13 protein-coding genes are annotated in these 13,003 nt (G+C 55.4%); all 13 read right to left on the minus strand.

Going from position 1 to position 13,003, the window contains the following annotated elements:
• Positions 1–66 precede the first annotated feature (66 nt).
• The 13 genes from gutQ to manD all read right to left on the minus strand — a co-directional run bounded on the left by gutQ (position 67) and on the right by manD (position 12,831).
• Complete coding sequence (gutQ, locus tag ABIE29_RS15120; RefSeq protein WP_429619634.1) at positions 67–1,038, minus strand: arabinose-5-phosphate isomerase GutQ; 972 nt, start codon at positions 1,036–1,038, stop codon at positions 67–69.
• Positions 1,031–1,807, minus strand: a complete 777-nt coding sequence (gene srlR / locus ABIE29_RS15125; RefSeq protein ID WP_429619565.1) for a glucitol operon DNA-binding transcriptional repressor SrlR — start codon at positions 1,805–1,807, stop codon at positions 1,031–1,033. Before srlR ends, gutQ begins: the two co-directional genes overlap by 8 nt.
• 84 nt (positions 1,808–1,891) lie before the next feature.
• A complete protein-coding gene (gene gutM / locus ABIE29_RS15130) occupies positions 1,892–2,248 on the minus strand; it encodes a transcriptional regulator GutM (RefSeq protein WP_429619567.1) in 357 nt (118 codons plus the stop codon).
• A 287-nt stretch (positions 2,249–2,535) separates the two neighbouring features.
• Positions 2,536–3,315, minus strand: a complete 780-nt coding sequence (gene srlD, locus ABIE29_RS15135) for a sorbitol-6-phosphate dehydrogenase (protein ID WP_429619569.1) — start codon at positions 3,313–3,315, stop codon at positions 2,536–2,538.
• Between the two features lie 10 nt (positions 3,316–3,325).
• Positions 3,326–3,688, minus strand: a complete 363-nt coding sequence (gene srlB / locus ABIE29_RS15140; RefSeq protein WP_429619570.1) for a PTS glucitol/sorbitol transporter subunit IIA — start codon at positions 3,686–3,688, stop codon at positions 3,326–3,328.
• Positions 3,689–3,706: 18 nt separating this feature from the next.
• Positions 3,707–4,687: a PTS glucitol/sorbitol transporter subunit IIB gene (srlE, locus tag ABIE29_RS15145; RefSeq protein ID WP_429619571.1), complete on the minus strand. Its 981-nt coding sequence runs from the start codon at positions 4,685–4,687 to the stop codon at positions 3,707–3,709.
• 15 nt (positions 4,688–4,702) lie between these two features.
• Positions 4,703–5,251, minus strand: coding sequence for a PTS glucitol/sorbitol transporter subunit IIC (gene srlA / locus ABIE29_RS15150; protein ID WP_429619572.1), 549 nt, complete (start codon positions 5,249–5,251; stop codon positions 4,703–4,705).
• A 244-nt stretch (positions 5,252–5,495) separates the two neighbouring features.
• The gene (gene fbaB, locus ABIE29_RS15155) at positions 5,496–6,545 is read right to left on the minus strand and encodes a class I fructose-bisphosphate aldolase (RefSeq protein ID WP_429619573.1); all 1,050 of its coding nucleotides are present in this window, start codon (positions 6,543–6,545) and stop codon (positions 5,496–5,498) included.
• Positions 6,546–6,770: 225 nt separating this feature from the next.
• Positions 6,771–7,457, minus strand: coding sequence for a GntR family transcriptional regulator (locus tag ABIE29_RS15160; protein WP_248946202.1), 687 nt, complete (start codon positions 7,455–7,457; stop codon positions 6,771–6,773).
• A gap of 101 nt (positions 7,458–7,558) precedes the next feature.
• Complete coding sequence (locus ABIE29_RS15165; RefSeq protein ID WP_429619574.1) at positions 7,559–9,019, minus strand: mannitol dehydrogenase family protein; 1,461 nt, start codon at positions 9,017–9,019, stop codon at positions 7,559–7,561.
• A 67-nt stretch (positions 9,020–9,086) separates the two neighbouring features.
• Positions 9,087–10,481 (minus strand): MFS transporter, encoded by a 1,395-nt coding sequence (locus ABIE29_RS15170; protein ID WP_429619635.1) that lies wholly within the window; start codon positions 10,479–10,481, stop codon positions 9,087–9,089.
• 107 nt (positions 10,482–10,588) lie between these two features.
• Positions 10,589–11,602, minus strand: a complete 1,014-nt coding sequence (locus ABIE29_RS15175) for a Zn-dependent oxidoreductase (protein WP_429619575.1) — start codon at positions 11,600–11,602, stop codon at positions 10,589–10,591.
• Between the two features lie 14 nt (positions 11,603–11,616).
• Entirely contained in the window at positions 11,617–12,831 is a 1,215-nt protein-coding gene (manD, locus tag ABIE29_RS15180) for a D-mannonate dehydratase ManD (RefSeq protein WP_429619576.1), read from the minus strand.
• Positions 12,832–13,003 lie beyond the last annotated feature (172 nt).

The following is a 13,003-nucleotide window of genomic DNA, read 5'->3' on the forward strand; positions in this document are numbered from 1 at the left end:
AGCTACGCGCCAAGGCCGTTAAGTGGGCGTAGCATGCTACGCCCCTACGTGAGAGGTTTGCTACTATCAGCCGATCCCGGCCTGATGCAGGTCGTGCAGGTTGATTGCTCCTACCAGCACGCCATCGATATCCACCACCGGAGCGGCGCTGATGTGCTGTTCGTGCAACGCTTCCAGAGCTTCCCCGGCACGCCACTGTTCTGGCAACCGGTAGCCGGGGCGTGTGATCGCCGGGCTGAGGCCATCATTGAGGCTATTGCCTTTCACCAACCAGCGGCGCAGGTCGCCGTCGGTAAAGACACCCACCACCTTTTGCTGTGCATCGCAGACGGCTACCAAACCTAACCCGGTACGGCTCAACTCCAGCATCGCTTCCATCACGTTAGCGCTTTCTTGCACCATCGGCAGGCGATCGCCGGTACGCATCAAGTGATGTACCCGATTCAACAGGCGAGCACCTAGGCTGCCACCCGGATGGGAGCGAGCAAAATCCTCGGCATTAAAACCGCGCTGGCGCATCAGGGCCATTGCCAATGCATCCCCCATCATCAGCGTAGTCACTCCGCTGGAGGTCGGAGCCAGGCCCATCGGGCAGGCTTCACGTTCAACGCTGATGTCCAGCGTACATGCCGCTCCCAGCGCCAATGGCGACTCTTTGCCACCGGTCATGGCAATCACCGGGATCTTGCTTTCTGCCAGCAGTGGCAGGATCAGATCCAGTTCTTTGGCGCGGCCTGAATAGGAGATAAAGATCACCACATCCTCGGCACCGATCATCCCCAAATCGCCATGTAAGGCTTCCGCCGGATGGACGAAAAACGACGGGGTGCCGGTACTGGCCAGCGAAGCGGCAATCTTCTTGCCGATATGGCCGGATTTGCCAATACCGGAAATCACCGCTTTGCCACGGCAGTTGAGCAGTAGTTCGCAGGCGCGGACAAAGTTGTCATCCAGGCGTGTCAGCAGGCGTTGCGCTTCGGTCAGCTCAATCTCCAACGTTTCACGGGCAAAATTGAGCAGGGCATTGGCGTTACTCATCATGGGGGTCTCCTACCAGAATGATATTGATACCTTTGGCCTGTAGCGCAGCCAGGTAATCCGGGTTGATGCCGTTATCGGTGATCAGGGTATCCACGACGCTCAGCTCGCACACCACGTTGGGGCTTTTGCGGCCAAACTTCGAGGAATCTACCAGCAGCACAATGTGGCTGGCGGCTTCACACATCGCCTTGCTGACATTATGCACCTCGTTAAAGGTGGTGACACCCGCATTGAGGTCGACACCGTCGGCACCAATAAACAGCTTATCGAAGCTGAACTGCTGAAATGCCGACTCTGCCAGGCTGCCGTGAAAGGAGGCGGATTTTTTACGGTAGGTGCCGCCGGGCATCAGGATGGTTTGATCGTTATCCAGTTCCACCAACGCGTTAACGATAGTCAGGCTGTTGGTCATTACGGTGATGTTATTGAACTGTGCCAGATGCGGCACCATCTGCAATACCGTGCTGCCCGCGTCAAAGATCAGCGAATCGCCATCGTCGATCAGTTTGATGGCGGCATAGGCGATCTGGCGTTTCTTTTCGCTGTTGATATGGGTTTTACGATCGATGGGCTGATCGCCATCGTCGCGGCTGAGCACCACACCGCCATAGGTGCGGATCACCTCGCCTTCTTCTTCCAGCAAGGTGAGATCTTTACGAATGGTGGTGCCGGTCGTGGAGAAATGCCCAGCCAAGGCATCCACTGCCGTTTTGCCATGCCGCTGCAAGTATTCGAGGATAGCGGCTTGCCGCTGCTTTGGTTTCATAGCGATTCCCTGTTCACAAGAGTTGACCATTCCTCTCGGTGAGATAGTTCACTATGAAAGGTAATGTCTTTTAATGTGAAAATATCATGATTTCGGTGCGATCGCTAACGATAGTGCAGTTTGGCATGCCCGATCCTCAGGGAAGATCACATCTGGGCTGAGTTGTTGCTGGTGCATGCCATGTAACTGCTGGAGTTGTTTCGGTTGGGCGAAGATGGTCAGGCCGCGCATCAGCATGCTGCCACATACCCGCTGTTGGGCGTCAAACGCCAGTGCCAATACCACGCGGGGTTTGAACCGCCCCCCAGAGCGGCCAACGCCGACGGTGCCCAACTGGCATAAGCGATCGAACGCGCGGTTAAAGCGCTGGATCTGCCACCAACCCAGGGCGATTTGCATCAGCCAGGCGATAACGGCGAAAGTGATTAATGCGCTGGTCATACGGTTGTTCTCCTGTATGAAAATAAAGGGAGAGAGTTCGATGATCGTCCCCTCACCCTAACCCTCTCCCACAGGGAGAGGGGACTGTACGTGCTACGAATTAACTTTCGTACCTAGCCATTGAGCCTATGCCACAGATGATCTCCAGCACCTTACCGCGACACCGAACTGGCTCCCTCTCCCTAAAACAGGTGTCCATGAGGAGCACGGTCTATGCATTGGGAGAGGGTGGGGGTGAGGGGCTGTTAGGTACATATTCTAGTTAGCCTTTATTCCCAACCCGTAAATCAGAACATCACCTGGCCACCGGTAATGTTGATCGACTGGCCGGTGCAGTAAGAGGCTTTCTCGCTGGCATAAAACAGCAGCGTGTTCAGCACGTCCTGGTAGTCACAACCGCGTTTCAGCGGCACCTTATCGGTGTAATACTTCTCGACCTCTTCAGGCTTGATGCCCAGCTTCTGCGCATATTGCGGCAATAGCGACTGGAACATCGGCGACTTTAACAGGTTACCGAGCATCAGGGAGTGCACGGTGATACCGTAATCTGCCAGATCGAGCGCCAGCGACTGCGTCAATCCAACGCCACCGAACTTGGCAGCGCTGTAGCCGGAATTATGCTTGCTGCCGACCTTGCCGGATTTAGAGTTGATTTGAATGATGCGCCCGGCGATACCGTCGCGGATCATCAGGCGAGAGAACTCGCGGGCACACAGGAAATAACCCACCAGGTTCACCTGCAAGGAGCGGTCAAAATCCCCCAATGGGAAATCGGTGATCGGCGCGGCTTTGGCAATCCCGGCGCTGTACACCAACAGGTTTGTCTGACCGAAAGCCCGGTCGACCGCACCAGCCAGCGCGATAACGCTGGCCTCATCGGTGGCATCGGCCTGGAAACCGATGGCGCGATCGGCCCCGAACTCCTGATTGATGTGCTGTGCCACCAGATTGGCGTTGTCGGCATTCAAATCGGCGACCGCAACGCGATAACCCGCTTCAGCCAGGCCATGGCACAGGAAAGCACCCAACGTTTGGCCACCGCCAATCACTACAGCTACTTCAGACATGATCTACTCCTTATGCGATAAATTTCAGTGTGCTGCCTAACGGGATATCAGCGGGCGTGCTGCCTGTTACGTGGATCGTGCCAGGGAATTCGGCCTGAGTTTCGCCATCAAAACGCACGGTGATATGGCCCAGTTCGCGCAGGTTCTGGGTGGCAACTTCTCCGACGGCGGTGATGGGGTAGCGCCGATCGCCAAGCTCCATTACGTCCCCGGTTTGTAATTCACCGGCGGTCTCGCCGTGCTGGTGGATGAAGCAATACTCTTCAATATCTGCCGGTGCGCCTTCTCGGAAGGTGATCAGCATGTTGTCCAGCAGTGCGTCACGGGCGCAGCCGCCAATCTGGGTGATGGTGGTCTGGAAAATGGTGCTCATGGTTTTCCTCCGGGCAATTTATTGATAGATAAAGGCCGATGCGGCCCAGGTGATCAGTACCGTAGGTGCGCCAGTGAGGAAGCGCCCAACCAGTACCGAAGGGACGCCGACACGCACCGTATCCTGCTTGGCCTCTGCCAGGGACAGACCCACCGGGATAAAGTCACAGGCGGCCTGGGCGTTAATGGCGAACAGCGCCGGGAGTGCCAACTGAGGGGGGATATGGCCAAGACCAATCTGTACGCCCACCAACACGCCGATGACCTGAGCGATGACGGCGCCAGGGCCGAGGAACGGCGAAAGCAGGGGGAAGGAACAGATCAGCGCCAATGTCACCAAGCCGATTGGGCTGTTGGCCAGCGGCGTCAGGCCGTGGGCGATAAAGTCACCGAGACCGGAGGCCATGATGATACCGATCAGCGCCGAGACGAAGGCCATAAACGGTAGAATGGTTTTCAACACGGTGTCGATGGTGTCACGGCCAGCCTGGAAGAACACCGCCACCACCGAGCCCATGCCCATACCAACCTTGGCCAGCAAGCCGTCGCTTTGTTCGGTGATTTTCTTGCTGGTGTCGTAGTCGCGGGCTTTCGGCTGCGCCTGGGGGGCGGGAGCCTCAGAACCCTCGGCAATCTCGACCAGGCTGATATTGTTTTCCCGCACGCCGGAAACGTAAATATCCTCCAGAATAAACTGCGCCAGCGGGCCAGACTGGCCGGTCGCGTGGATATTGATGGTCGGAATGCGCCGTTTAGGGTAGATACCGCAACGCAAAGTACCGCCACAGTCGATAATCGCCAGACCGATTTCTTCCGCCGGTGGTTCACCTTCCTTGAAACCGTCTACCGCAGGCCAGCCGGTCAAATCGCTGAGTTTGTCGACGATCGCCGGGCGAGTACCGGCGGTGATATAGACGATCTTCTTGCCAGGCGTAATGGGCAACTGCAGTGGGCCACCCCAGCCGCTGGCCCCTTTCTCGATACGGATGTAAGCACTCATGCTGCACTCCACAAATTAAAGTTGAACCTGGCGATCCAGTTGGATGCCCATCTTGCGTTCAAACACGCTGGTGGTGAGATCGGTGATCCAACCGCGGAAGAAGTTGGTGAACAGCCCAACCAGGAAATAACTCACTGCCAGAGGAGCCAACGGCAGGCCAAGCGTGGTCAAACCGCTGGCAACTCCGAGGTAAACGAACAGTTCGCCAGGGTTGATATGGGGGAACAGGCCGTTCATGGAGTGGCAACTGTAGGAGGCTGCGGCGTAATAACTGGGTTTATATTTCTCTGGCATAAAACGTCCGAGACTCAACGTCATCGGATTACAAAACACAAAGGTGCCGATCAAGGGGAGTAGCAGGTAGCGTGAAACCGGGTTACCGGCACAGCGCTGTGCCAAACGTTCGATACGTTCCTGGCCAACAAACTTGATCAACGCGTTCATGATAACTAACAGGCTGATCAACAACGGTAAAATGCCGGTCACCATACCGACAAACACTTCCCCGCCTTTTTGGAACAGGCCGATAAACCATTCGGCTCCGTGGGTTATTAGCTCAATCATTTTATTCTCCTGTGATGGATGCTATGGCCTGGAGCGAACTGCGGCTCTGTCGCCATGACCCTACAGTAATCACTTTATAGCTATTATTGTTTTAAATAGATCACATTTTGAAAGATAAATATTTTATTGTGAAAGATTGATTTGAAAGAAAAGAAAATATAAATGCAAAGGCAGTGGGTATGAGGGAATGAAAAAAGGCCCAGCAGTGCTGAGCCTTGATGACTAACATTATGAAATATAGCGATTAAGCGATGGTGACGCTGCTGTCGAGGTAGGTGTCTTGCACGGCATTGATCAGGGCGATGCCATCCTTCATCGATTTCTTGAACGCTTTACGCCCCAGGATCAGGCCCATCCCGCCAGCCCGCTTGTTGATCACGGCGGTACGCACTGACTCTTGCAGATCGTTTTCCCCTGCCGCGCCGCCAGAGTTGATTAAACCAGCACGGCCCATGTAGCAGTTTGCCAACTGGTAGCGCACCAGATCGATTGGGTGATCGGTGGTCAGCTTGTCATAGACGCGATCGTCGGTATAACCGAATTTGACCGCACGGTAGCCGCCGTTGTTCTCGGCCATTTTCTGTTTAACGATATCGGCACCGATGGTGGCCGCAATGTGGTTGGCTTGGCCGGTCAGATCGGCGCTGGAATGATAATCGACGCCATCCTTGTTGAACGCAGGGTTACGTAGATAGGCCCACAATACGGTCACCATGCCCAGTTCGTGAGCGCGCTCAAAGGCGATCGAGATCTCTTCAATCTGGCGGCGTGATTGCTCGGAACCGAAGTAAATGGTTGCACCAACCGCCACCGCGCCCATATTGAATGCCTGCTCAACGCTGGCATACAGGGTCTGGTCGTATTGTGTTGGATAGCTCAGGGTTTCGTTGTGGTTCAGTTTGACCAGGAACGGGATCTTATGGGCGTAGCGGCGGGAGACCGAAGCCAGCACGCCGTAAGTGGAAGCCACGCAGTTACAGCCAGCTTCGATTGCCAGCTCAACGATATTTTTCGGATCAAAATAGAGTGGGTTGGCGGCAAATGAGGCCCCGGCAGAGTGCTCCACGCCCTGATCGACCGGCAGGATCGACAGGTACCCGGTGCCCGCCAGGCGGCCATGGTTCAGCAAGGTTTGCATTGAGCGCAGCACGCTGTTTGGGCGGTTGTTATCGATCATCACTCGATCAACGAAATCGCCACCGGGCAGATACAGATTTTCAGCAGGGATGGTAGTACAGCGATGTTGCAAAAGGTTTTCCGCTTCCCTACCTAACAATTGTGCAATATCCGTCATGATTCACTCCCGTTAAAGCTTCTTTATACACCGGTAACTCTGGGTATTTGGCCACCGGCGTAGTCAAAAGCGGTGATTGAAGCTATGCAAAAGATACTAATCAAAACCTGATGATGCGAAGAGACAATAGATGCGATTGAGAAGAAATGCTATTTAGAAGGCAAAATTTGCGAGTGAGCGCTTGTTGATGGCGTCCCCTTTCCTGGTCGGAGAGGGGAACAGCTTTTACTCGGCTTCAAACCAGTCGGTATTTTGCAGGGCAATTGGGGTGATCGAGTAGATCATCTCCTGCAAATGCTCGTGAATGGCCCGCTCCGCGGCATCCGGATCCTGGGCTTTCAGTGCCTCAAAAATGCGGTAATGCTGGTGGATCAGATTCTCCGGCGGTGACACTTCGCTCAGGCTGAGGAAGCGCACCCGGTCCATCGTCGCTTTGATGGTCTCGATGGTTTCCCACGCCAGGGCACAGTTGGCCATTTGCGTCAGCAGATGGTGGAATTCGTCGTCCAGCGCCAAAAACTCGCGGATCTGATTATTCTGTGCCGCCAGCTCCTGACGATGCAGGTTATGCTCCAGCGTCATCAGTTGCTCGGGGGTGATGCTGGTGGCAACGCGTCGCACGATGGCACACTCCACCGCCTGACGGATAAAGCGCCCGTCGGCCACCCGTTTGGCGGAAATTTTCATCACGAAGGTGCCGCGCTGCGGCAAGATCTGCACCAGTCCCGCTTCGGCCAGTTTGATAAAGGCTTCGCGCACCGGCTGGCGTGAAACACTGAAACGGGTGGAGATCTCTTTCTCGGAAAGCAACGTGCCCGGTGGGATGGTGCAATCGACAATATCTTTGCGCAGGAAACGATAGATCTGCTGATTGACCGGGACGTTATTCGTGAGGATGTACGATTCTGACATGGCGACAATCAATATATGAGGGTAATAGTGAATGCCACCATACTAGCAGATTAACCCGTGAAAGAGGGCGGATAAATCCACCCACATTCCATGCTTTTCTATTAACGCGCCAGTACTCTTGCCAACGTCGCTTTAGCTCCCCGCGCCAACAGCGCCAGATAAGCACTGGTCACGGCATTGACGAAGCGTTGATTATCCGGCAGGTCGCGTCCGAACACCGAGGTCATTTGCAGTAACGCCGTCACGCGAGGCTCACCTTCAGCACTGTTGGCGACGCGCTGGGCAATTTCCTCACGCAATGGATCGCTGATGTCGATCGGTTGACCCTGTTCATCCTTACCCCCGACGTAACGCATCCAACCCGCTATGCCCAGCGCCAGGCAATCAAAATCACTGCCGTTGGCCAGATGCCAGCGCACCGGATCCAGCATGCGCTGCGGCAGCTTTTGCGTACCGTCCATGGCGATCTGCCAGGTGCGGTGTTTCAATGCCGTGTTGCGATAACGTGCCAGCAGGGAATCGGCGTATTTCTCCAGATCGGTGCCCGGCGTGTTGAGCGTTGGAGCCTGTTCAGCCAGCATCAGATGGCGGGCGGCATTGACGTAATGCCCATCCTGCATACAGTCGCTGATGTGTGGGTAACCTGCCAGATAACCCAGATAGGCCAGGAACGAGTGGCTGCCGTTCAGCATACGCAGCTTCATCTCTTCGAACGGCAAGACATCGCTGACCAGTTCGGCACCGGCTTGTTCCCAGGCTGGGCGGCCTGCGACAAAGTTGTCCTCAATCACCCATTGGCGGAACGGTTCGCAGGCTACGGCTGCCGGATCCTGTACGCCGGTGTGCTGTGCGACCTGGGCCAGGGTGTCTGGCGTCACGGCTGGCACGATGCGGTCGACCATGGTGGAAGGGAAGCTGACGTGGGTTTCGATCCATATAGCCAAAGCCGGATCGAGCGCTTTAGCATAGGCGGTGATTACGTTACGCGTTACATGGCCGTTTTCCGGCATATTGTCGCAAGACATCACGCTGAACGCAGGTTGCCCGGCCGCTTTACGCTGCGCCAAGGCTGCGACGATGACCCCAACTGCGCTTTGTGGGTGATGCGGATTAGCCAGATCCCGCACAATCAGCGGATGATCAAGCTGCAACTGGCCGGTGGCGGGGGAATGACAGTAGCCTTTTTCGGTGATGGTCATGGACACAATCGCCACTTCGGGCTGGGCCAGGGCCTGGAACACCGCGTCCAGCCCGTCGACTTGCGCATGCAGCGCCTGTTTTACTACGCCCACCACCCGGCATTGCCAGGCATCGGCTGACATCTCGGCCACGCTGTAGAGCATGTCTTGCTGTTTGAGATCGGCGATTTGCTGTTCGCCACCGATCAGGTTGATTTCGCAATATCCCCAGTCGCTGCCGTGCTCCTGCGCCAGGATATCGGCGTATACCGCCTGGTGGGCGCGATGAAAGGCACCAAAGCCCAGATGAACCAGGCGCGGAACCAGTTTGCTACGATCGTACTGCGGGACAATGGCGTTGGCTGCTAACAGCTTGGTATCCATGTTAAAACTCACTGTGTGATGGTTTGATTGCCGCAGAACTTTCTCTGCGGCAGAGGATTGAAGGGGATTAATGACTGCTGACGCGCTGGGCCAACGGCAGGGCTGGGTTTTCAGCGGCATCTTCAGCCAGGCTCAGGTCGCGATCTCTGACTTCTGGCATCAATATCGCTGCCAACAAGCCGATGGCGGAGTACAGGATCATCATGACGGCGATTGGCCACCAGGAGTCGGTCATATTGCAGAAGATACCGGCTAATACCGGGCCGAAGCCGACCGCCACCAAACCACCGGCCTCTTTGGAGATCGCCATGCGGGTAAAACGGTTACGTGAACCAAACATTTCCGCCATGGTGATGTTTTCCAGCGCAAACAGGCCCAGCACCGCGACGTTATGGATAATAATGATCGAGGCCATAATCACGTTCACCTCATTGCTCTTATCCACAATCATCGAAATCATTGGGTAAGCCAGAATGATGGCGGAGATATTGACCAGGATATAAGGCACCCGGCGGCCGATCCTGTCGGAGAGCCAGCCAAGGAACGGGATGGTAATAAAGCCGATGGCGGAACTGATCATCAACGCGTCGGTTGGGATAGCCTTCTCAAACAGCAGGGTTTGCACCAGATAACCGGCCAGGAAAGTCTGGATCAGACCGGAGTTGCCTGCCTGGCCAAAACGCAGCCCGGTAGCCAGCCAGAAGGATTTGCTGCTGAACATCGCCGACAGCGAATGGGTGCTGTCAACCACGGCGTTAGCCGGTGTTGCGCTGGCGCTGTCGTCGTTAACCTTTTCAAACACCGGGCTTTCTTTCAGGTTCATACGCAGCCAGATGGCGAACAGCATGACGACCACGCTGGCCAGGAAAGGTACGCGCCAGCCCCAGGCCAGCAGCTCTTCTTTCGACAGGAAGAAGAACATCACGGCCCAGATAGCAGTTGCCGACAGCGTGCCGCAATTGGTGCCCATGGCTACCAGTGAGGAGATAATCCCGCGTTTACCCTTAGGCGCATATTCTGCCAGCATGGTTCCTGCTCCGGATATTTCCGCGCCTGCTCCCAGCCCCTGAATAATACGCAGTAACACCAGTAACAAAGGGGCGAAAATACCGATTTGCGCATAGGTTGGCAGCACGCCGATTAAGGTGGTGCAGATCCCCATCATGGTAATGGTAATAAACAGCACCCTTTTACGGCCGATGGTATCCCCCATGCGTCCAAAGAAGAAAGCACCCGCGATACGGGCGATATAACCCGCGCCGTAGGTTCCCATCGCCAAGATTAACGCCATGGCGGCGGACTGTTCCGGGAAAAATATTTCATGGAAGACTAATGCTGCACCTAGCGAATAAAGCTGAAAATCCATAAATTCCAGTGCGGTACCAAGCCAGCCGGAAACGGCCGCCTTGATCAGATCCGAGGTACTTCTTTCCGGCTGAGTGTTGTCAATTTTTGCGTTCATCATGGTTCTGTTCTCTGCAAATTGTTGTTGTAAGGACGGCAAAGATGAGGGTCAGAAGCCCCTGTTTCCTTCCAGCTACAGCAGGCCGTAGCTGGAAAGTGGTCAGGTCAGAATTTCAATAAAACCTTACAGCACTGCTTTTGGTCTTTTTCGAAGATCTCCATCGCTTCAAGCACTTGGGTAAACGTAAACTGATGGGTGATCAACTTCTCCGGTTGGATCTGGCGTTGTGTCATCCAGGCAATCACCAGCGGGAAGCGGTTGCTGTTGAGGCGTGAGCTGTAAATCGAGATCTCTTTGCTGGTAATGGCCTGTTGGCTGATCACGCAGGGCTCGGCAGAGAAGCCCATAATGCCAATGCGTGCAGCGGGAGAAGCCAGGCCGATCGCCTCCGGCAAAATGCTCGGGTGGCAGGCAGCATCGATGATCAGCGTTGGCCGAATGCCGAGTTTTTGTAACTCGCTGGCCAAATCAAGATGGTTGTTGTTGATCACTACGTCCGCGCCGTTGGCGGTGGCCATAGCCAGACGTTCATTGATACGGTCGGCCACTACAATCTGTTTAACGCCGTAAACGCCGCGCAGCGCCTGGATAGAGGTGAGGCCCATCGGCCCGGCACCATACACCAAGGCCACATCTAACGGGCCAGGTTGCAGTTGGCTACAGATGTTGGCAGCAATGGTGAAGGGTTCGACCATCGTGGCTTCGTTGTCTGGAATGCTGTCCGGTACTGGATGGGCATTTTTGGCTGGTAGCGTCACATACTCGCTGAACCCGCCGTCACGGTGTACTCCGATGACTTGCAGTTCAGTGCAGACGTTTGGTCTGCCCACCGAGCAAGGATAGCAATGGCCGCAACTGACAACCGGATCGCCCACCACGCGTTCTCCGATGCGTGACGGGTCAACACCTTCGCCGACAGCGTCGATATGGCCAAAGAACTCATGGCCTATCACGCGTGGATATTTGGCAAACGGATTATGGCCCCGATAGATATGCACGTCGGAACCGCAGATCCCGGCGCTAGCCACACGGATCCGGACTTCACCCTGCTGCGGTGAAGGCAACGGGCGTTCTTCAATCACCAATTGCCCTGGCTGTTGCACAGTAATGCTTTTCATAGAAATTCCTCGGTTTACCAGTTCCACAGGGTACCGTCTTCCAGGCGTGCTACCGGCAGGTAGGCTGGATCGTAGGGATATTTGGCAGCCAGTTTTTCGTCAAACTCGATCCCCAAGCCTGGTTTTTCGCCTGGATGCATATAGCCGTTGTCGAACGTCCAGCTATGTGGGAACACTTCCAACATCTGTTCGGAATAGCCCATATATTCCTGCACGCCGAAATTCGGTACCCACAGGTCAAAATGCAACGCCGCCGCCATGCAGATTGGTGAAAGATCGGAAGGGCCGTGTGAGCCGGTACGCACCTGATACAGCGAAGCGAAATCGGCGATGCGGCGCATGCCGGTGATGCCCCCGGCGTGGGTGATGGTGGTACGGATGTAATCGATCAGCTGCTCTTCAATCAGCTGTTTGCAATCCCAGATGCTGTTGAACACCTCACCGACCGCAATCGGGGTCACGGTATGTTGGCGGATCAGGCGGAAGCACTCCTGGTTTTCGGCCGGGGTAGGATCCTCCATCCAGAACAGGCGGTATTGCTCGACGCTTTTGCCAAAGCGGGCCGCTTCAATTGGCGTCAGGCGGTGATGCATGTCGTGCAGCAGGTGCTCGTCAAAACCGAATTTGTCACGCACGGCTGCAAACAGTTTAGGGGTGAAATCGAGGTATTTCTCGGTTGACCATAGCTGCTCTTCCGGCCAGTTGCCTTTGGTCGCGGGCTCATATGCCAGGCCTTTGCCCTTGGCCATGCCGTAGGTGGTTTTCATCCCTGGTACGCCGCATTGTGCGCGGATCGCCTTGAAGCCCAGCTCTTTGTGCTTGGCATAATCGTCCAGCACTTCGTCAATCGAGTGGCCGGTAGTGTGGCAATACACCATGACGCCGGTACGTGAAGCGCCGCCCAGCAACTGGTACAGCGGCATATTGGCCGCTTTGGCCTTGATATCCCACAGCGCGGTATCCACCGCAGAGATAGCCGACATGGTCACCGGGCCACGGCGCCAGTAAGCCCCCTTGTAGAAGTACTGCCAGATATCTTCAATCTGGTGAGCATCGCGGCCAATCAGCTGCGGGCAGACGTGATCTTCCAGGTAAGAGGCGACCGGCAGTTCGCGGCCGTTCAGGGTCGCATCGCCGATCCCGGTTAGTCCGCAGTCGGTAGTGATCTTCAGGGTGACGAAATTTCTCCCCGGGCAGGTGACAAATACCTCGGCTTTAACAATTTTCATGACTTCCACATCCTGCTGTTGCTGATAACGTATGGGCGGAAATTAACCTTGAGCTAACTACCATACAAGTATGATTTGTGAGAATTGCCGCTGGAGATCACATTTATCGGTGGATCGCAGACACGGGCTGGCGGTTTTATCTTGAGGTCAAAAGAGGGGTGTTGGTTCGCAG

It is taken from the genome of Serratia sp. 2723, assembly GCF_050434425.1.
GTDB lineage: Bacteria > Pseudomonadota > Gammaproteobacteria > Enterobacterales > Enterobacteriaceae > Chania.

Coding starts and splice junctions, on each gene's coding strand:
- fbaB (WP_429619573.1), bottom strand. CDS start 6,545: ATGACGGATATTGCACAATTGTTAGGTAGGGAAGCGGAAAACCTTTTG.
- srlD (WP_429619569.1), bottom strand. CDS start 3,315: ATGTCTGAAGTAGCTGTAGTGATTGGCGGTGGCCAAACGTTGGGTGCT.
- srlA (WP_429619572.1), bottom strand. CDS start 5,251: ATGATTGAGCTAATAACCCACGGAGCCGAATGGTTTATCGGCCTGTTC.
- ABIE29_RS15175 (WP_429619575.1), bottom strand. CDS start 11,602: ATGAAAAGCATTACTGTGCAACAGCCAGGGCAATTGGTGATTGAAGAA.
- manD (WP_429619576.1), bottom strand. CDS start 12,831: ATGAAAATTGTTAAAGCCGAGGTATTTGTCACCTGCCCGGGGAGAAAT.
- ABIE29_RS15170 (WP_429619635.1), bottom strand. CDS start 10,481: ATGAACGCAAAAATTGACAACACTCAGCCGGAAAGAAGTACCTCGGAT.
- ABIE29_RS15165 (WP_429619574.1), bottom strand. CDS start 9,019: ATGGATACCAAGCTGTTAGCAGCCAACGCCATTGTCCCGCAGTACGAT.
- srlR (WP_429619565.1), bottom strand. CDS start 1,807: ATGAAACCAAAGCAGCGGCAAGCCGCTATCCTCGAATACTTGCAGCGG.
- srlE (WP_429619571.1), bottom strand. CDS start 4,687: ATGAGTGCTTACATCCGTATCGAGAAAGGGGCCAGCGGCTGGGGTGGC.
- gutM (WP_429619567.1), bottom strand. CDS start 2,248: ATGACCAGCGCATTAATCACTTTCGCCGTTATCGCCTGGCTGATGCAA.
- srlB (WP_429619570.1), bottom strand. CDS start 3,688: ATGAGCACCATTTTCCAGACCACCATCACCCAGATTGGCGGCTGCGCC.
- gutQ (WP_429619634.1), bottom strand. CDS start 1,038: ATGAGTAACGCCAATGCCCTGCTCAATTTTGCCCGTGAAACGTTGGAG.
- ABIE29_RS15160 (WP_248946202.1), bottom strand. CDS start 7,457: ATGTCAGAATCGTACATCCTCACGAATAACGTCCCGGTCAATCAGCAG.